Raw genomic sequence first — 20,358 nt, 5'->3', positions numbered from 1 at the left:
GATGGAAGCTTTGAAGTTGGTCTTATTCCAGGAGACAGCTTGTTATAAGAAGCCAGCCGCATTCAAAGTAGGTGAGACGTATCCTTTACCGCCTTATGCGACTGTTAAAGGACTGATGCATCATTTGTTGCAAGCCGAAGAATATATACCGATGCGTATTAGTATTCAGGGACAATTCGAGACTCGAATGACTGATTATCAAAGACATTATTTTTTGAAAAAAGCTAATACTGGTGAAATTCCTCTTACGCTAGATGGATTAGAGGAGCAGGTTGAGTATACCTCAATGACAACGATGCCTATTTACATGCATATGCTATTCCATGTAAAGCTTATCATCCATATCCAAGCAGAGCATAATGTGCTTGTAAGTATTGAAGAGGGGATACGTCAGGGAATTCCCATGGCGTTAGGCAGATGGGAAGATTTAGTTCGTGTAGATTATTGTGAACGGGTGCAGTTACAATCTCTTGCAGAGGATCATTATTTGGAGCAATGGATGTATGTGCCTAACTCTGTGCAGGTGTTAAGTGATGAAGATGACTTAAATGGTGTTCCTTATCGTTTGAGTTGGAAGTATCACATTCGCAAGGGTATTCGACAATGGGAGAAAATTAAGGTGAAGTGTGTGCCTCCTAATCAATTCATCTCAGGTAACCAACAAGGTTGGTGGAGCGATGGTGAGGATTGCGCCGTATTTCCACTAGAAATGGAGGAGAGACCTGTATGTTCTTAGCGAAGACAAAGCCAGAACAGACGATCAGAGAGCATACGGATATGGTTGTTAAAGAATGTGAACGAATTATCGATAGTTATGGTACACGTATACAAGGGATAGACGCCGAGTTTTGGCGTCTATTGCTGCTTGCAGCAATATTCCACGATATTGGGAAGGTGTATTCACCATTTCAAAACAAGCTATTATCTTTTTTAAAACGAGCGAAAATTACAACAGTTTGCGTCCCCATTCCGCACAATTACATATCGATTGCTTGTATTCCATGGGCACAGTTAAAACTAACACCCAATCAAAGGTTTCTATTAATTGACGCAATAGGGTTCCATCACGAACGAGATGAGCAGCCTGATGAGTATTTATTAAGACAAGCTTATTCAATGGATCTTCATGATAAGTTGGTGTCTATCTATGAGCATCTTGGTCTGGAACATTTTCAAGTTCCAGCAAAGTGCCCTCTAAAAGAAATAAATGAGCTACAAAATAATCGAAAGCTAAAAAGTGTAGAGAAATATCGTGAGAATGAAGATTTATGGCGAAGTCACATTTTGCTGAAGGGATTACTGCATAGGGCTGATCATGCGGCATCAGCGGGTGTAGAGGTTGAGACAGGAGTAGATGAAGCTATTGGTGCAAGAACCTTGGACTTTATCAGAGATGAATTGTGTAAGCCTTTAAGAGACGCACAATTATTCGCTATTAACAATGCTGACAAGCATGTAGTGATTACTGCATCGACTGGTTCTGGCAAGACTGAAGCGGCTTTATTATGGGCACAAAATGATAAGTTGTTCTTTACCTTGCCATTGCGCACTAGTTTAAATGCGATGTATAGACGAGTTAAGGACGATAAGAAGTTAGCGTTCCATAGTGTTGGGCTGCTTCATTCCAATAGCTATGATCTACTTCATGAAGTGGATTATGCAGAAGGGGACAGTTGGTACGATCTATCTAGACAATATGCTTGCAAATTAACACTATCTACTATTGATCAAATATTAAAGTTTCCTTTTTATTATTTGGGGTATGAGAAAGAGCTCGCAACAATGGCTTACTCTAAAGTAGTCATTGATGAAATACAAGCGTACAATCCGAACATTGCTGCTATGCTGTTGTATGCGATGAAGTTGATTCATCGTATGGGTGGGAAGTTTATGATAATGACTGCGACGATGCCCAAGCTTTATTTAGATGCGCTAGAACACGAACTGGGTATTCCGCCAGAACAGTTGGCTATATCAGAGTTTCCAGGAGATATGATTCGACATCGTATCCAAATACAAGAACTGAAGATTACAGATCTAGTTGATGAAATGATACAAGAAGCTACACAGAAAAAAGTATTAGTCATTGTCAACACAGTAAATCAAGCGATTGAGATGTGGACTCTGTTATGTGAGGCAGTTCAATCAATGGGGGTAGAGATATGCCCGCGTTTACTGCATGCACGTTTTACACAAAATGATCGTTCACGAATCGAAAACGATATATTGAGGTTTGCACAGTCAGGATGGCATGAGTATGAAGGGGATCATCAGAGTGGTATATGGATAACAACTCAGGTGGTTGAAGCATCTGTTGATATTGATTTCGATAAGTTATACACCGAGTTGTCTAGTTTGGACAGCTTATTTCAACGAATGGGCCGTTGTCGTCGGATATGTGCCTATGATGGTGTATCTCCGAATATAGTAATCGCGACTGTTGATCCAAGTGGTGTGAGACAATCACCTCAGGCGGTGTATGATGCTGAAATTGTAAGCCGTGGACTTGAATATTTGATGAACTATGATGGTCAACTGCTTACAGAACAACAGAAGATGGATATGGTAACTAACTTATATAGCCGTGAGTTATTAAAAGACACATCTTATTTAGAAACATTCGATAAAGCATTAAAACTTTTTGAACTAATGGATATGTTCCAACTTGCTAAAAGCGAAGCGCAGCAATTGTTACGTGATATTTCGACTGTAATGGTTATTCCTCATGAATTATGGACTACTACAGTTAGTGTGCTAGTAGATGAATACGAATCAACTATGGATATAGAGAAACGACGTCAGTTAAGACGAATTATAGAGAAGCATACGGTATCGGTACGAAAATCGATGTTAAAGAACGGATTTAATAAATTAGTAAATCATGGTTTAGAACATTTGTATGTTCTTACTGTTGGATCTTCGACTTATGAATCCAATGGAAGAGGGTTAATATTCGAAGATAATATCTGGATGTTTGATTAAAGCGAAACAGTTCTTCTGGGAGGTGTGCATCTGCATGTCTGTACGGGGATTAGATGTTCAATATTATTTAATTTGTCGACGAAAGTGTTGGCTACATCATTATGGTATTGGGTTTGAAATTGAATATGACCGTGTTATAGAAGGTACTGCGCTTCATGAAGAGAGTTATTCGAGGTCGAAGCGAGAGATTGCGTTAGGAGAAGACGCGGTTGTAGATGCTATTGAAGGAGCAGTCGTTCGGGAAATTAAAATATCTAGCCGCATGGAGCATGCTGATCGTATGCAAATGCTATACTATTTATCTCTGCTGAAGGAGAGAGGTTTGGAAAAAAAAGGACTATTAAGTTATCCTACTGAGAAAAAGACAGTACCGGTTGTATTAGATGAGCAAGGCGAACGAGAACTAAACCAAGTGTTACAGGGTTTAGAAGAATTATGGCAGGGAAACATACCAGCTGTAACGCGTAAGACCATTTGTAGAAAGTGTGCGTACTACGACTATTGCTTTGCAGGGGAAGGAGAATAGCGTATGAAGCGTAATTTGTACATGATGTCTGCGGGTAGGTTGAAAAGGAAGGATAATACGTTATATTTCGTGAATGAAGAGGGCTTATCTCGACCGATACCAATCGATCAAGTAGATACGATTCACTTTTTTGGTCAAGTCGATTTTAACACATCTGCGCTCCATATCATGTCTCAGCATGATGTTCTATTTCATATGTATAACTATTATGGATTTTATGATGGCTCTTTCGTTCCACGAAAAAAGAAGTTATCTGGCTTCAGCCTTGTAAAACAATGTGAACATGTATCAGATATGTCTAAGCGATTATATTTGGCTCGTTGCTTTGTATCATCTGGTATTCATCATATGCAACGCAATATTCGTAAACACACCTCTGAGTTAACATCTATTTTAGATACCATGAATGCGCATCAGGCAGCATTAGAACATGTTAAAACGATTCCGCAATTAATGGGTATTGAGGGGCAGTGCAGACAACTGTACTATCAGTCTTTTCCTGTAATGCTGAAAGGGAATATGACTTGGGAATATCGTTCTAAGCGTCCCCCACATGATCCGATTAATGCACTTATAAGTTACGGGAACAGTCTTATGTATAGTGCTATATTATCAGAAGTATATAAGACCGTTCTTGATCCGACGGTTAGTTACTTGCATGAGCCTTCACAAAAACGATTCTCACTTTGTTTAGATATTTCAGAGATCTTTAAGCCATTTATTGTTGACCCAATTATATTCTCCCTAATAAATAATCGTAGAATACAAGACAAGCATTTTGCGATGGAAGATGGAATTTGTTTACTTAATGATGATGGGCGAAAACGTTTTGTCGAAGCGTTTGATGAAAGATTAAAGACAACATTTCAACATAGGCAGTTAAAGCGTAATGTCACGTATAGATACGCGATCCGATTAGAAGCATATAAACTGATCAAGCATATGATTGGTGATGAGAAATATAAACCATTCAAAGCGTGGTGGTAAAGCATGTTTGTTATTATAACGTATGATATTGGGGAGAAGCGCGTAGGGAAAGTTTGCAAGAAGTTGAGAGAATATTTAGACTGGACACAAAATTCAGTGTTCGAGGGTGAAATTACAAAGGGAAGTCTCACTCGTTGTTTGGCGGAATTAAAGGAAATTACGACTAAAGAAGATTCAATATATCTATACAAGATAGAAAATCCTAGTCACATTAAAAAGGTAGTGATAGGAGAAGATCGCTCTTTCGAAAAGCTATTTTTCTAAAGTTGCATCGATGTAGAAAAATGTCGAAATTCTCGGAATCCTTATGGGACAAGGGATGCCGGAGACTTATAGAGAAGTGCAAAAACAAGATTAGAGGTTCGATGCAAAATGCTCTAAAAAATAATTCTATAGAATGCTTAGAACCTAGATGAGACAAGGCTTTTTTGCTACACTCTAGACAGGGTTTTATATGAACGTAGTGGGTTCTAAAGTGTAGATCTTGTTCTCGGAATCTGATCGTTGCTTGAAGGTTTTATATGAACGTAGTGGGTTCTAAAGAAGAGCATCCAGGCTTATGTCCTGGGTGGCACAGATGTTTTATATGAACGTAGTGGGTTCTAAAGTACCAAACGAATCCGAAATCAAGATTTACAACTTGTCGTGTTTTATATGAACGTAGTGGGTTCTAAAGGATAGTGCCTTCTTGAAGTCTATGTCGAAATTGACGGTTTTATATGAACGTAGTGGGTTCTAAAGTATGAAATGTCACGCGATCCTAAGACAAATGGCGGTCAAGTTTTATATGAACGTAGTGGGTTCTAAAGCTCACTGATACAAGTAAGGACGGGCTATTACAGTTCGTTTTATATGAACGTAGTGGGTTCTAAAGGTTCTTAGGCTACTCGTTTTATTAGCCTTAACAACAGGTTTTATATGAACGTAGTGGGTTCTAAAGCCGCTCTCTATCTTGTATATAGTATTGATTATTTAGTTTTATATGAACGTAGTGGGTTCTAAAGGGTGACGATCCTAATCTACCAATTTGATAACGGGGTGTTTTATATGAACGTAGTGGGTTCTAAAGTAGAGAACGAAAACAGCGTGTTCGTGTTAGCTGCGAGGGTTTTATATGAACGTAGTGGGTTCTAAAGTATAAAAGGGGCGCGTTTGGATCGATTGGTGCTTTATCGTTTTATATGAACGTAGTGGGTTCTAAAGATGATAATCGTATATCTGTTCAAGTGAAACGTAAGGATGTTTTATATGAACGTAGTGGGTTTTAAAGACAGAAGCTTCATTCCACTTATACTTACTTGTATCAGTTTTATATGAACGTAGTGGGTTTTTAAAGCCGTATGCGGGCAAGAAGCTCTTAAACTGGCTTACAGAGTTTTATATGAACGTAGTGGGTTTTAAAGCCATCTACTGGTGTGCGACGCTTTATCTTCGCTTGTGGTTTTATATGAACGTAGTGGGTTTTAAAGATCGGATAACTGATGGGCGAACTGCATTGCTCATCGAAGTTTTATATGAACGTAGTGGGTTTTAAAGGTTGGCTGGTCTGTGTTAGCATTTGCATATAGATCATAGTTTTATATGAACGTAGTGGGTTTTAAAGGAATGGTTTCCCGCAAAACGGATCGGTGACCCTTAAAGGTTTTATATGAACGTAGTGGGTTTTAAAGTGTTCGTCGATGTAAGCGTTGAGCTGCGGATACTGCTGTTTTATATGAACGTAGTGGGTTTTAAAGTGCCACCCGTTTGATCGTGTATACGTTAATAAGTTCCGTTTTATATGAACGTAGTGGGTTTTAAAGATGACATCAATGGCAAGTGAACTAGCCAAACCAGAGTGTTTTATATGAGCGTAGTGGGTTTTAAAGTAACAATGAAGCTGTAGGTCAAATGCTGAATTGGTTTTTAGTTTTATATGAACGTAGTGGGTTTTAAAGATTAGTAAGATGACGGCTGGTGTGCTTGCCGCTTGGGTTTTAATATGAACGTAGAGGGTTTTAAAGGCATCACAGGCGCAGGCGGAAGCTGGTGCATCAGGGTTTTGTATGAACATAATGGGTTTTAAAGTCTTGTTTCTGCTCGTCAGCTGTTGCAACAACGGCCCGTTTTGTATGAACGTAGTGGGTTTTAAAGGCACTAGATGCTTCAATTACAATGTCCTAGAATTCATTTTTTATAAAAAAGTGCCAGCCTAGTCCGTTCAGTGAGGAACGAAGTAGATTGGCACGTGTATGTTCAGGCTAGCTTTAGTTGCATTGCTGCCTTACTACAGGTCCTTACATATAAGAATGGTGATCGGTATGTAAGTTTGTTATTTTCTTTAGTTAACTGTCAGTTCTACTTTTATTGTACTCTAATTGTTTTTGTATTCCTTCTCGATCAATTTGAATCCAATACTCTGCAATTTTTTCATTTTCTACTCGATATACCGCACTGGCCAGTTGGATGACTGGGAGCCCCGACGGTTGGTATCCATTCACTTCTCCTACATGCGTACCTGTTTGTTTCCAGCGTACATATACTTTATCCCCGGCTGCTAAACACTCTTGAATTTCTAATGAAAAATGCCCATATGCATCCATCATTTCAACGACGTGATCAGCGTAGTCTTTTGGTGTCCTCGACACGGTTTGTTCTTCCTCTGATTCGATTTGATGTGCCAATACTTGTTCTGCCATGAATTGATTTGCGAAATCAGGATGTTTACCTGAACGTACTTGTTCAAAAAATTGTCTAACTACGTGTTCTGGTGTCATGAGGAGCTCTCCTTTATGAATAAGCACTAATTTCGAATTCTATTTTGAATAGAAGTTTGTATTATGAATGCTAGTATGACGATTTTAGATGATTGGTGCAATATGGTATATTGATTTTAATTTCATAGATAAGTTTCTTAAGATTCTATATAGGCAATAGGGAAGCTATTCTGTGCATCAAGTAGAGTAGTTGGAATGGTCGAAACAGCAGCTAGATACATCTTTGAGAGGGGTTTTGAGCGTGGCAAATCATATTACTACCGTATATATCGTTAGACATGGACAGACGGAATGGAATGTGGAGCATCGATTGCAAGGATATCAAGACTCTCCTTTGACGGAATTTGGTGTGCGGCAAGCGGAATGGTTAGGAGAGGCGATCGCAAAAGAAGCCATTGATTGGATGTATTCGAGCTCTAGCGGGAGAGCGCATCGAACAGCTGAGATTATAAAAGGATCGAGAACTATTGATATTATTGATACGGATGATTTTAAAGAGATTGGCTTAGGAAGTTGGGAAGGCATATTCTCAAACGGAGGCGAAAGAGCGGTATCCTGAGCAGTTCGATCATTTTTGGAAGGACCCAGAACAATTTCGCGTGGAAAATAGCGAGACGTTTCGACAGGTGTCTGATCGCGCTGTTCGCAAGCTGAATGAGATCGTTAGTGAGCATCGGGGCAAGTCCATTGTTATCGTTACACATACGGTGGTCGTGAAGGTCCTTATGGCTTATTTCGAAGAGCGAGCTATGAATAAGCTATGGGACCTTCCTTATATTCATCCAGCTTGCCTATGCAAAGTGCAGTTTGTAGGTGATAAGCCAAGCATTTTGCTGCATGGAGATATCAGTCACTACAAAGAAGATCCTGTTCCGAGCTAAGGAGGATATTATGATGAAGTTAGGGCATATGAATCATATTTGTTTTTCCGTTTCGAATATGGAACAATCCGTAGCTTTCTATGAGCAAGTTTTTGATGCGAAGTTGTTAGTTGTAGGCCGCAAGCTTGCTTATTTTGATCTCAATGGATTATGGATTGCTTTAAATGAAGAGAAGGATATACCACGCAACGAGATTCGAGAATCTTATACGCATATGGCTTTTACGATAGAGGAAAAGGACTTTGCACTATGGCAGGCAAAATTGGAGCGGCTGAATGTAAATATTCTACCTGGTCGAGCACGGGATATTGAGGATAGGCGATCTATCTATTTTACAGATTTGGACGGTCATAAATTTGAACTGCATACGGGGCGTTTGCAGGATAGATTGGACTATTACAAAAAAGAAAAGCATCATATGAAGTTTTATATTTAGATTTTTACTCGATACTTCAACTTTTAATTACAACGTAGAAAATGAGTTTCTAGGAGCTGAAACAAAATGTTGTCTAAAGTAATTGATTTAAAAGAAAATGAGACAGTAAAAACTTTATCTAATCTTATAGTAATAGGACTTAAAATAAGCATGATAGTTACAATAGTGGGGTTTTATTTTTATTTATTAGGATATTCATTTTTGTATGGATACTATTTCTCGGGGAACTTGAGTGGAATATCTTCAATAACTGATCTTCTTAATAACCCAGTGCCGTTTAATTTTTATTCAGTCATGATTATTGCAATTTTTTTGTTAATTACAGTTTTATTTTTTTACTTTTTATCAGTAGATTTTAAAAACAAAAAAATAGAAACAATATTTTTTGGTATTATTATATTCGGTGTATTTCATGTATGTTTTTCTTTATTTTTTGTAAATGGATCAGACTCAGGTAAAGTGATAGACTTTTTGTTTGTTTGGGTGGTTCCGTTATTCTTTGTAATATTTTTTATATGGTTGAATCAATTTTCTAAGGATATTATTAATTGTTTTTCATGGACACTATATGGTGCAATGGTGCATATATCTTTTTTTGAATTGTTAAAGTGGCCAGGGTACTGGAATCCATTATTACTTATCTCTATGATGTTCTTATTTGGAGGTATTTTTCCCAGGCTTACTTCAAACTTTTTAAGAAGAAATTTATTGATTAAATCAATAGTTATTTTTCCATTTGCGCTAGTATCATGCGCTTTTTTATTTGTTGTAATAAAACAATTAGCTGGTTTTCCTCATATTTTTAATTTGTACATTATTACTCCTATATCCATAGCAACTGCACTAATAATTTCACCTTATCTTAAGCCTAATAAAGAAATACAAGACATTACTTTAATGGCAGCAGTACAGAATGATACTGATAACAATTCATCAAATGATAAAAATGTACCAGAATTTCTAAGGGCTTTATCTCAACTAGAGAGAACAAAGCAATTTATATTTGTTTTAATAGTAATCACTTTCCTTATGACAATTTTCCCCTATACTAATGTAGTTGTTGGTAAGTATATTAGGGAAATAACCCCAAGTGAAAGAAGAGAGGTTCAGATAATAAAGGACTATGAAAAAGGACTTACAGTGGAAGGTAATGTAATTTCTATTCATAATAATATTTATTATATTTCAGATACTAACTGGAGATTACAGCTAATAAAAGGTGAGACAATCCATGTAGAAAGAAAACCAGAAGAATAAACTAGTAACTGTGTAGGTACTTTGTTATTCGGTGGTTGAATGAAAAAAGGTGCCATCTTTATAGAATACGTCAGCTAGTTATGATCAGTTTATGCGAAGACGTAGCAACAAGGACTGTTTGACGGTATTGTCGTGGGATCGAAAGCATGAAGCTTTGGAACCATTGAAGTAGATCAAGTTATTTTAAGTTGCGAGACTTGATAACGAGTTAGTTTTTAATTATAGAAAAGGTCGAGCTAGGAACGATTAGATACTGATTCCTTAGCTCGTCCTTTTTGCTGATTCCGCTTCATGTTAAGCTCTGTTACTTCTAGGGCAGGAGTAATAGGTTTGTGGTATATGTAATCATATGAACTCTATGTGTGATAACTAACATTCAAATTCTCATAGAATAGCGCAACTTCCTCAAAATATGAGCGTATGAATAAATAATACATACAAAACTTCCATAATAATGAAGGAGGTTGCAAACATGAGTCAAGAACTTACGATTGCAGAAGCATTAAGCGTGCGTGCGGCTATTTCCCGCAAAATTGATGAGCTTCGTTCTGAGCGGGGCAATAACACTACCGTTTATGTTGATAAAAATGAGACGCCTGAATACCCGTCCCGCAGCGTTGATGTCATTACGGCTGAGTTAGATGGTGTACAGAAGGACTATCGCAAGTTGGACGTGCTGATTGCTCAGGCTAATCTAGCGAACACGATTGCGTGGGATGGTGGCGAGATTACGATTCTCGAAGCCATTGAACTTGCAAAGCAGACACGCCAAGAGATGAATGCTTATCACTACTTAGGGCAGCAGAAGAAGCGGGAACGCCTACGTAGTGGTGGTGGTACTGGTGAAGCTGCAGCATTGTATCAATATGCTTTGTATGAGCCGGAAACCTATCATCAGCTCACACAGAAACGTACACGTGAAGTGACGAAGCTGTCTGCTTTAATTGAGCGTGCGAATCATACGAATATGATTGCTTTCGATGCTTCTAAGTATATGGCTTAATAGGCTTGCTTGGCATGAAATTGAAGGTACAAGGGAATGGCGGTAACCATCCGTTCTCCCTAGCTTCAAGTCGGTGACGATACATAGCTATACGTTGCAAGCTGGAAGCTGGTGAGAACCAGCATACAGGAAAGTGTGGGCAACCGCAGCATCTGGCGGCCTCAGATGCACCCAACCAAAAACCTGAGCGTAAGTCGATAACAGATTACAGCTGAACGACTATACGATTATACGCGCTTACAAATTACGGACTTCCTGATCCTATAAAATAGCCCCGTTTCCTGTAGAGCGCATCCTTTCGAGGGTGCGCTCTTTGTTGTATTTGTAGCTACCATAAAGGGATAAATGCACAAAGACAGCTTCCCAATGCCGCAAAATAAGGGAAGCCGTCTTCTTAGTGATATAAGATTATAAATAGTGGATTATGCTCGTTCCACAGCAATATAAATCTCAACTTCTCCGACACCGTTAATCACTTTATCTGCGTGGTACAGTTCGAAATCACCACTGTAGGTGCGCTTGCGATCTGTCTCGGATTGCCATTTCCAAATGCCGTGCCAAGCTTCGGCTACCACTTCCATGACAGGGCCAGAGCGAGTACGGAAGACGGCATATTCCGCTTCGGGAAGTATGAGGTAAGCCTCAGACTGTACAGGATTTGCAGCATTTGATGAATTAACATCATTCGTAGCTGCAGTGCCCGCATTATTCGTAGCCGCTGCTCCCGTATTCTGTTCAGGAACGGCGATAGTAAAGTTATATTCGCCCAAAATTTCATTTTCATATTGATGATAGACCGCATATAAAGGGGGCTGTGTCCCTTCGTTCGAAGCATCTGTACCAGCATTTGTCTCAGCAGTTGAACCTTCGCTTGAGGGCTGCTCTGCATTAGATTGTGACATCACCTGCTGCCATGCTTGCGGGATCTCACCATTGCCGGACATTTCTTGCTTATTGCTCGTTCGTTTCGTAATAAGGCTTTGGAGTGAGAAGGCATTCAAGCGCTCATATCGAACAGGTTCGAATGAAGGCAATTCATCTTGATCTGTCCGCCAGCGTTTTAGAAAAGGCACTGTATTTTTCATAAGCTGTCTTGCTTCTTCCTCAGACATGCCATTTTCCATCACATAAGGTACGCAAATCTCGATCATTTCCTCCAACGTACAATCTGGATTTGTAAATGCTCCATTTTCATAACAGTACTTACAGTAGTCTTTGTTCAAGCTCCCATTAACATCAGTTCCTAGTTGGCTATCATCTACAAGCGGCATGCTGCAGCTTTGGCAAAATTGAGTCGTCATTTTATCTCTCTCCTTATAATTGAAGGTTAGTTAGTTGTCTTGCACAATTAGTTCATCCCGGGTACAGCTCTAGTATAAAAAAACGAACCTGACAACAGTCTGTCAGGTTCGTAATAGAAAGATTGATTGAGCAGCTAAGATCGATATTTAGCCGCCATTTTTTCAATTAATGCTCCAATTCGATCTCGCAAATGAGGTGGAGAGAGGACTTCAACATGAGGTCCATAGCCAAGTATAAAGCAGTCCAGCCAGCGATCTGCTGGGAATGATGCCGTTACTTGGTACGTACCATTTGGCTGCGGAACTAACGCTTCTACACCGAATCGTTCTTCGGCCATCGACTTAGCAGACTCCTCAAATGAAAGAACAATTTCCGTTGTATTTTCAGGTGCGGTCCAATTGTTCCACGGTTGAGATAAGGAAAACGAGTTCATATTGGAATCTGTATTAGCTTCGTCGATAAATTCAGTGCGATCAAACTGCTGGTCAAGCAATTGAATGTCCTTCATCCTGAACAGCTTGAACAAGCGGAAGTCGCTGCGTGTCGTGCAGTAGCCGTATAAATACCATTGCTGGCTTTTAAGCAGAAGGGTATAGGCATGTACAACCCGCTCCGTATTCGTGCCGTTGGCATCTACATATTGAAATTGAATGATACGGTCTTCTTCGACGGCGTGCTTCAATAACGTGAGATGAAGCTCTAGAAACGGGTATTTGCCCCATGTAGATAAGTCAATTCGAAAACGCTGCAAGTGCAAAGCCAGTGATTCACCTTGGGCTTCCGGTACGAGCATTTGCAGCTTCTCAGCCAGCATTGGCTGTTGATTCAATGTATGAGCAGTCGATAAGCTTTGCAGCGCTGTAAGAATGGAAGCAAGTTCATCATACGTAAGTACATTGCGTTCCAGCTTGTAACCGTCCATGATGCGAATGCCGCCATTTGCTCCTTGTTGGGTCATAATCGGAATGCCTGCCATATTTAACGTTTCTATATCACGGTATATGGTGCGAATCGATACCTCGAATTGGTCTGCGAGTTCCTTCGCCATCACTTGGCGACGGTTCAATAAGACGATAAGGATAGATAATAATCGTTCAAGCTTCATAGTTTCTCCTCATTAGTAGGATACGGAATAAGCGATGGCTATTTTAAAGTTTTGAATAACAACTACCTACTCACACTATCATGTTCGAGAGTCTAGGGAAAGCAAACGGGCTCAGACTATGGGTTCAGTCTATTATTTTGCAACATTCGAAATGGTTGAAATTGAACTTGATTGTTATTTTACAATTCACAAAATAATTTACATCGATTTAATGCTAATGATGTTGTCCGCTAACACAGCCCTATTAAGATAAGGTTGTGACGGGGGACATCTCCCGAGTCTACTATCCTTGAGGAGGATTCGGCGTAATGATAAAGCTTAAACCGAAGAAAATACTTCTATGTGCACTTGCATCCGTGATGGCTTTCGGTATTATTGGGGGAGCATGGGGACTTGCAGATCGTCATGCTATAGCAGCAGAAAGCAAGCCAGAATCCAAGAAAATTAAAAATGTAATCTTCATGATCGGGGATGGCATGGGCTTCAGCTATACAGCTGCTCATCGCTATATGAAAGACAACCCGGACACACCGCTTATGGAGAAAACGCTATTCGATCAGCATTTAGTAGGAAGTCAAATGACATATCCTGAAGATCCGAAAGAAAATATTACAGACTCTGCTTCCGCTGCAACAGCGATGTCAGCAGGTGTCAAAACATATAATAATGCGATTGCTGTTGATAATGATCATTCGCGTGTAAAAACCGTTCTTGAGCATGCAAAAGGTAAAGGTATGTCCACTGGCTTGGTCGCAACTTCTGAGATTACACATGCAACACCAGCTGCTTTCGGCGCTCATGAAGATTCACGAAAAAGCATGGACCAGATTGCCGACGACTACTTTGATGAATGGGTATATGGCAAACATAAAGTAGATGTCATGCTTGGCGGCGGCAAATCAAACTTTGCTCGTAAAGACCGTGATTTGACGAAGGAATTCCAAGAAGATGGCTACAGCTATGTAACGAATCGCGAACAGTTGTTGAAAGATGACAGCGAGCAGGTGCTAGGTTTGTTTGCAGATGGCGGCATGGATAAAATGATTGACCGCAGCAGCGAGTCACCATCTTTGAAAGACATGACAGAATCCGCGATTAATCGTCTTGATAAAAATGAAGAGGGCTTCTTCCTTATGGTAGAGGGCAGCCAAATTGACTGGGCTGGCCATGACAACGATGTGGTAGCAGCTATGAGTGAAATGGAAGACTTCGAGCAAGCGTTGCAAGCGGTACTCGAATTTGCTGAGAAAGACGGCGAGACGTTGGTTGTACTAACAGCGGATCATTCTACTGGCGGATTGTCTCTTGGAGCAAAAGATCAGTATTCCTTTGATGTAGCGCCGATTAAGGCAGCGAAGCGTACACCGGACTTTATGGCAGCGAAAATCGCTGACGGTGCGGATGTAGAGGAAACATTGGCGTCCTATATTGATTTGGAATTGAAGCCTGAGGAAATTGAGGCAGTGAAAAAGGCTGCTGTGTCGAAGGACGTAACGGAAATCGATAATGCAATTGAGCAAATTTTCGATAACCGTACGTATTCCGGCTGGACAACGGGCGGGCATACAGGTGAAGATGTACCTCTAATCGCTTATGGACCAGGCAAAGAGCAGTTTGCAGGCTTGATTGACAACATCGACAATGCAACGAAGATTTTCAAAATTATTGATGAGAATCACAAGTAATTCGTGATAATCATTTGTAATGATATCTTCCTCGCTTGATAAGTAATGAACAGCATGAATAGATGATTTGTAACCCCAAATCATCCCTTGATTCCCCTTTGGATTCATCCTGAACCTCAATATAGTTTGGACGCGTCATCTCTCCCTCTCCCCGAGGGAGGAGTGACGCGTATTTTTTTAGTTGTATATGCTTTTCAAAGTGCCTGAAGTTGACTCGAAGCGACAAAACGCTGCGATGTCCAAGCGTACAGCTAATCTTGGTGTTATTCAGCATTGGTTCGAGACGGGGGTACTTTATCGTTCATTTTGCAGGTGCCTCGTTTCGTTATATTTGCCATGTAATATAGGTGGTAGTTTCCATACTAATATGAATGAGTACGGAACGGTCGAATTGAACTATGACGGTGAAGAAAAAGAACCGGTTGTACTGCCAACAAGATTCCCGAATCTACTGGTATGTTACATACTGTATACAAGTTTATAAATATTTACATAGTTATATTTAGAAATTATTATACTATTAAAATTATCCATGTAATATACTAGAAAAAAGATATGGTGATGGCTGCTTAACACACAACACAAAAAACAGAGGGGAAGATGGCTATGAAGAAATCAGCTTGGAAATGGATGCTGGCAGCATGTATGTTGTTCGGTACGATGGCGCCAGTCGCTTTGGCAGTGCAAGAACCTGTACCACCTGCAAAAGAGACTCGAACTGTTCAAGAAGACCGTGCGATCGCAGGACAAGTTCCACTTCGTCAAGCAGCTTTATCGATTGGTGCAGTTGTGAAATGGGACAAGTCTGCTAACGCTGCAAAAGTCAGCTACGGTGATATCGTATGGACCGTACGTGTGAATGACGCTGTTTCGGATGTAAACGGTATGGAGTTGAAACTCAGTGCTAAGCCAGGCTTAACGGAACAAAAGAAGTTGACCGTTCCGTGGGATAGCTTCAAGCAGGCCCTTAACGTTAATGCGGATTGGAAAGATAACAAAGTGGTCGTAGATGCTTCGGATTGGAAAACGAAAGCGTCTCAATTCGTCGTGACTTGGGGGCAAACAGCAGTGAATCCCCAAGCAGAGGCTGAACTACAGCCGTATTTGACAGAGGCTTTGAAGAAAGCGACGAAACAATTTCCATTTTCAATGACTGTGATGCAAGTTGTTCCTACGCTGGGTCAGCCGGTTCAATTTGTTTCTGCTGCACAGCAGCATAACGGCGTTCATAATACAGTTACGGTTACATTCATGACGGATAAGGGTATTCCACTCCAAGTGGAGCTTCGTTATACAGCAGAAGGTCTCATCAATGAGGTATTCCCAATATACATGCCAGCAGCAGGTTATCAGAAGCCTGCCTATGACAAGTCGGGTACTTATAAGGAAGAAGCTATTGTTTTCGGTGAGGAGGCATTTAAGCTTCCAGGGACGTTGACTTTGCCAGCAGATGTAAAAGGAACAGTACCGGTGGTCGTGCTTGTGCACGGGTCTGGACAGCATGATAGAGACGAATCGCATGGGGCTAGTAAGATTTTTCGTGATCTGGCAATTGGACTAGCGCAGCAAGGAGTGGCTACTGTGCGCTATGAGAAGCGGACGCGTGAATATCCAAATCATGCTGCGGGTGCACGAGACTTTACGGTCATGGAAGAGACAGTAGCGGATGCAGTCTATGCGGCGAAATGGGCTGCACAAGATAAGCGTATTGATAAAGCGAATGTGTACGTGCTTGGACATAGCCAAGGCGGTATGCTCGTGCCGCGTATTTTGGACCACGACAAAGATAAAAGCATTCGCGGTGCTATTGTTGCTGCGGGACCTGCTGGTCCGATTGAGGACTTGATTTTGGAGCAGCTTGAAGGTCATGTGAAGCGTGCTAAGGATGGCAAACAGCCACAAGCCGTCATTTCTCAGTTGGAAGGTCAAGTTGCTGGATTCACGCAGTTTTTGAAGACGATCAAAGATGAGAAATACAGCGTGGATAATTTGCCGCCAAACTTCCCGATGGCGAAATGGTGGATGGACTTCCGCAACACATACGCGGCAGAAGTTTCTAAGAAACAGGCTATACCGCTCTTTGTCATTCAAGGCGACAATGATTTCCAAGTTGATAAATCGCATTTAGATGTGTGGAAGAAGGAACTGACGCAGCGCAACAACGTCGAGTACAAATTGTATCCGAAGCTGAACCATTTCTTCATTCCAAGCGAACAGCCGTCTACGGGTGCAGAATATGCGATCCCAGGCAACGTGCCGCTTGAAGTGGCAGAGGATGTAGCGAAGTGGATTAAAGCTCAGAAATAAAGCGGATTAACAGACACTCCGTATAGTTAACTGTATTTACTTATATTTCTTCTACCTTCTTTGTATACGGATGCTTCGAAAAAATATGGTCTGTAGAATGATGCGTGATGTTAAAATTCATATTTAATACTTGATTGATTTCTTTATACTAGGTAACTGTGCGTTTTGAAAAGTAGGTCGAGTCAGGGGGACGAATCTGTTCCTAGGCTCGACCTTTTGTTTTAATGCTCCGCGTGTTAATGCTAAAGTGCAGGTATTTTATATGGAAATGGGCTATTTAATGAAAATGCCTACTAATATGCATGTTTTCCTTGGATAATATGCTCGCTATAAGAAAAATGGTGTAAATAGCTGTGCAATTACATCAATTACCCTTTAATCATAATCTGAGGAAGAATTAGATGTACAATTGCAGGAATTTTAACTAGGTAATTTATATTTGTCTCGTCTGATATGCTAAGGTGCCGTGGACTTGACCACTCCAATATCGCCGCCTTCGCTGATGCGCGGCCCGAAATTGGATGGATAAGCCGAACAGTTTTCTAAAAATTGAACGGTCTGGCTGTCTGCTCGAATGGTGCGAAGCTTGACTGTAGAAGCACCATCATATTGTTGCAGCAGTACAGACACATCTGGCCACTCACGATTCAGCCATCGGCCAGCTTGATTTTTTATCGATATTGTCCTGCTTGCGGGCACTTCACATACCGTGACATCTCCTCGTACTAACTGTTCACCCGTCGATACCGACGGTGGCATATGTTCAGTTTCAGGTGCAGACTGCGATTGTGTCCAGCCAACCGAAATCACCAATAGCAATGCAGCAGTTCCCACGGCGGACATCATCTTGAATCGATGCTGGCGCAATAACGCAGGCATTTTTTTATACAGCCAATATTTCCACTTCAATCTAGCATGCAAACGATCGGGTACAGGAGAAGGTGATGCATTTTCGTTATGAGCGCCATGCAAGATGCCCTTCCATTCTTGATGCAAATCACGGCATGATGCGCATGTTTGTATATGTGCTCGATATTGCGCCGAACGATTTGTGGGCAATTGGCCGAGAATATCATCGATTATTTCTTGTTCTGTAAACGTACAAGCACATTCATTCATGTTTGCGTCCCTCCTTTGAAGCACTGCCTAATGGACTGCCGTTCCAATGCTTGCGTATGTTTTGGATGCCATAGCGAATTAACGACTTCACGGTTCCTAATGGGTAATTCATTTTTTGGGCAATTTGCTGTTGGGTTTGTGATTCGTAATAAAACCCGATTAATGTATCTCGTTGTGTTTTCGGTATCTGTTGAATAGCCTCGTATAAATGTTCCTCATCCAGTCGTCGGATGACTCGTTCCTCTGGTGTTGCTGCATCAAATATCGCAGGCATTTCCTGCAACGAATCCTCGGATATCGTTCTCTTTTGGCGTCTCATTCGATCCAAGCAGCGGCTGCGTGTCTTGACAGCAAGCCAAGCTTCACAGGAACCTCGCTTTGAATCAAATTGATCAACCTTGCGAAACGCTTCGAGAAATACATCGTGGCAAATATCCTCTGCCTCCATCCGATCGTTCATCATTTTAAGCGCGATATGAAAAACAAGAGACGAGTATTGCTCATAAAATTGTTCAAATGCATCCATAGAGCCCTCATTTAACTCATGCAGCAGTCTAGGTGCATTAGCATTATTTTTTATTGTCCTCACCTCTAATTTAAATTAGCAAACGGGATGTCTTATTCCGCAAATCATTCTGTGAATCTATCAAAAATCTATAAGAAATCTATCAGGACTCTATGAGGATTCTATAAGTCTCAAATATCAATATAGATCTAATTTTTAATAAAAAGTATGGTTTTTCATGAATTTCACCTTGTTTTAAGTGAATTTTTATCTTTCTTTAATAAATCCATTTCCCATCCTCGTGCGTAGTTGGAGTGATAACAATGATGGGAGAGGGTACAAGCATGCAAAAAAAGTGGATGGTCGCATTCAGTGTGATGCTGACGTTGATGATGGGAACGTTTGTCGGAGGGGGATATAGCGCGTATGCGGCAAGCGGGGTTGTGCTCTATACACCGTATACGAATATTTCGGTTACGCCAGGTGAATCTATCTCCTATTCGGTAGATGTGTTGAACAACACGAATGACGTACAAAACGTAGCGCTCTCGCTAGAAGGCGTTCCGAAAGAATGGAAAGCAGAGCTAACTTCTGGTGGCTGGGCAATTAAGCAAATTGGTGTAAAACCTGACAGTGAGCAAAATTTGAATTTGCAAATTGATGTTCCATTGGCAGTAGAAAAAGGCACATACAACTTTACATTGAAGGCCAGCGGCCACTCTTCATTACCTTTGAGCATTAATGTCACGGAGCAAGGTACTTACAAAACAGAGCTAACGACGGAGCAGCCGAATTTGCAAGGTGATGCGAGCTCTGCTTTTGACTACACGCTTACGTTGAAAAATAGAACAGCGAACGACCAGCAATATGCGCTGTCGGGTGCTGCTCCACGAGGTTGGACAGTTTCCTTTTTGAGTGGTGGGCAAAGTGTAACATCCGTAGAAGTAGCGGCGAATTCAACCGCTGATATCAATGTATCGGTCAAGCCTCCTGCAGAAGTGAAGGAAGGCAGCTATCGTATTCCGGTCAAGGCAGCGACGAATTCAACTTCGGCAGAAGCAGAGTTGGAAGCCGTTATTACAGGCACATATGGATTGAAATTAACGACACCAAGCGGATTGCTTAGCACGGATATTACCGCAGGCAAAGAAAAGAAGCTGGAGCTGCAAGTAACAAACACAGGAACAGCTTCATTGAAAGATATTGAGCTTTCCCCTACGACGCCAGTAGATTGGGAAGTCACGTTTGATGAGGATAAAATCGCTAGTTTGGAACCAGGACAATCGGCAAATGTAACAGCAACAGTTAAAGCCGATGATAAGTCGATATCTGGTGATTACCAGCTCGATTTGCATGCGAAGACACCAGAGTCTACTTCTTCGGTTCAGTTCCGAATGACGGTGAAAACATCGATGCTGTGGGGATGGATCGGTGTGCTTATGATTGCTGGAGTCATTGGAGGCATGTTTTATATTTTCCGTAAGTACGGGAGGAGGTAAGCGTGGAA

Annotated in this window: 17 protein-coding genes, 1 pseudogene and 1 CRISPR repeat array; of the genes and pseudogenes, 13 read left to right on the top strand and 5 right to left on the bottom strand. The window is 40.9% G+C overall.

The genetic code is table 11. The features are described 5' to 3' along the window. Position 1: 1 nt before the first annotated feature. Genes cas5b through cas2 form a run of 5 tightly spaced genes read left to right on the top strand, consistent with a single transcriptional unit; the run spans position 2 to position 4,759 of the window. Positions 2-736: a type I-B CRISPR-associated protein Cas5b gene (gene cas5b / locus NQ117_RS10360; RefSeq protein ID WP_258277860.1), complete on the top strand. Its 735-nt coding sequence runs from the start codon at positions 2-4 to the stop codon at positions 734-736. Beyond that, positions 727-2,982: a CRISPR-associated helicase Cas3' gene (gene cas3, locus NQ117_RS10355; RefSeq protein ID WP_258277859.1), complete on the top strand. Its 2,256-nt coding sequence runs from the start codon at positions 727-729 to the stop codon at positions 2,980-2,982. The genes cas5b and cas3 overlap by 10 nt, the downstream gene beginning before the upstream one ends. A 34-nt stretch (positions 2,983-3,016) precedes the next feature. Beyond that, a complete protein-coding gene (gene cas4, locus NQ117_RS10350) occupies positions 3,017-3,508 on the top strand; it encodes a CRISPR-associated protein Cas4 (RefSeq protein WP_258277858.1) in 492 nt (163 codons plus the stop codon). A 3-nt stretch (positions 3,509-3,511) separates the two neighbouring features. Beyond that, complete coding sequence (cas1b, locus tag NQ117_RS10345; RefSeq protein ID WP_258277857.1) at positions 3,512-4,495, top strand: type I-B CRISPR-associated endonuclease Cas1b; 984 nt, start codon at positions 3,512-3,514, stop codon at positions 4,493-4,495. A gap of 3 nt (positions 4,496-4,498) precedes the next feature. Continuing rightward, positions 4,499-4,759 carry a CRISPR-associated endonuclease Cas2 gene (gene cas2, locus NQ117_RS10340; protein WP_258277856.1) on the top strand — a complete coding sequence of 87 codons (261 nt, stop codon included), beginning with the start codon at positions 4,499-4,501 and terminating at the stop codon, positions 4,757-4,759. 183 nt (positions 4,760-4,942) lie between these two features. Continuing rightward, positions 4,943-6,628: direct repeats of the CRISPR family, unit length 29 nt; unit sequence GTTTTATATGAACGTAGTGGGTTTTAAAG. 191 nt (positions 6,629-6,819) lie between these two features. On the opposite strand, the gene NQ117_RS10335 is transcribed toward cas2, so the two are convergent. Then, positions 6,820-7,251: an ester cyclase gene (locus NQ117_RS10335; RefSeq protein WP_258277855.1), complete on the bottom strand. Its 432-nt coding sequence runs from the start codon at positions 7,249-7,251 to the stop codon at positions 6,820-6,822. Positions 7,252-7,492: 241 nt separating this feature from the next. On the opposite strand from NQ117_RS10335, the gene NQ117_RS24035 reads away from it, so the two are divergent. From NQ117_RS24035 to NQ117_RS10315, 5 genes and pseudogenes are all read left to right on the top strand, one after another. Next, positions 7,493-7,810, top strand: a complete 318-nt coding sequence (locus NQ117_RS24035; protein ID WP_309137864.1) for a histidine phosphatase family protein — start codon at positions 7,493-7,495, stop codon at positions 7,808-7,810. 31 nt (positions 7,811-7,841) lie between these two features. Beyond that, a pseudogene (locus NQ117_RS24030) lies at positions 7,842-8,132 on the top strand (histidine phosphatase family protein); the annotation flags it as partial. 13 nt (positions 8,133-8,145) lie between these two features. After that, a complete protein-coding gene (gene fosB, locus NQ117_RS10325; protein ID WP_258278227.1) occupies positions 8,146-8,568 on the top strand; it encodes a metallothiol transferase FosB in 423 nt (140 codons plus the stop codon). Between the two features lie 66 nt (positions 8,569-8,634). After that, positions 8,635-9,825 (top strand): hypothetical protein, encoded by a 1,191-nt coding sequence (locus tag NQ117_RS10320; RefSeq protein ID WP_258277854.1) that lies wholly within the window; start codon positions 8,635-8,637, stop codon positions 9,823-9,825. A 472-nt stretch (positions 9,826-10,297) separates the two neighbouring features. After that, entirely contained in the window at positions 10,298-10,828 is a 531-nt protein-coding gene (locus NQ117_RS10315; protein WP_258277853.1) for a DIP1984 family protein, read from the top strand. Between the two features lie 422 nt (positions 10,829-11,250). Here the strand turns inward: NQ117_RS10315 and NQ117_RS10310 are convergent, their stop codons facing one another. Next, positions 11,251-12,129 (bottom strand): zinc ribbon domain-containing protein, encoded by an 879-nt coding sequence (locus NQ117_RS10310; protein ID WP_258277852.1) that lies wholly within the window; start codon positions 12,127-12,129, stop codon positions 11,251-11,253. Between the two features lie 134 nt (positions 12,130-12,263). Continuing rightward, positions 12,264-13,235, bottom strand: coding sequence for a helix-turn-helix transcriptional regulator (locus tag NQ117_RS10305; RefSeq protein WP_258277851.1), 972 nt, complete (start codon positions 13,233-13,235; stop codon positions 12,264-12,266). 308 nt (positions 13,236-13,543) lie between these two features. Between NQ117_RS10305 and NQ117_RS10300 the strand changes: the two genes are divergently transcribed. Together NQ117_RS10300 and NQ117_RS10295 are read left to right on the top strand one after the other, a co-directional pair. Next, the gene (locus tag NQ117_RS10300) at positions 13,544-14,920 is read left to right on the top strand and encodes an alkaline phosphatase (protein WP_309137863.1); all 1,377 of its coding nucleotides are present in this window, start codon (positions 13,544-13,546) and stop codon (positions 14,918-14,920) included. A gap of 606 nt (positions 14,921-15,526) precedes the next feature. Beyond that, the gene (locus tag NQ117_RS10295; protein WP_258277850.1) at positions 15,527-17,227 is read left to right on the top strand and encodes an alpha/beta hydrolase family protein; all 1,701 of its coding nucleotides are present in this window, start codon (positions 15,527-15,529) and stop codon (positions 17,225-17,227) included. Positions 17,228-17,683: 456 nt separating this feature from the next. On the opposite strand, the gene NQ117_RS10290 is transcribed toward NQ117_RS10295, so the two are convergent. Both NQ117_RS10290 and NQ117_RS10285 read right to left on the bottom strand, forming a co-directional pair. Next, entirely contained in the window at positions 17,684-18,346 is a 663-nt protein-coding gene (locus NQ117_RS10290; protein WP_258277849.1) for an anti-sigma factor family protein, read from the bottom strand. Next, positions 18,339-18,872, bottom strand: a complete 534-nt coding sequence (locus NQ117_RS10285; protein ID WP_258277848.1) for an RNA polymerase sigma factor — start codon at positions 18,870-18,872, stop codon at positions 18,339-18,341. Before NQ117_RS10285 ends, NQ117_RS10290 begins: the two co-directional genes overlap by 8 nt. A gap of 323 nt (positions 18,873-19,195) precedes the next feature. On the opposite strand from NQ117_RS10285, the gene NQ117_RS10280 reads away from it, so the two are divergent. Continuing rightward, entirely contained in the window at positions 19,196-20,350 is a 1,155-nt protein-coding gene (locus tag NQ117_RS10280; RefSeq protein ID WP_258277847.1) for a COG1470 family protein, read from the top strand. The last annotated feature ends 8 nt before the right edge of the window (positions 20,351-20,358 follow it).

Origin of the sequence: Paenibacillus sp. SC116 (assembly GCF_024733555.1) — a bacterium.
GTDB lineage: Bacteria > Bacillota > Bacilli > Paenibacillales > Paenibacillaceae > Paenibacillus_B.
This window is presented reverse-complemented; position numbering and strand designations above follow the sequence as displayed.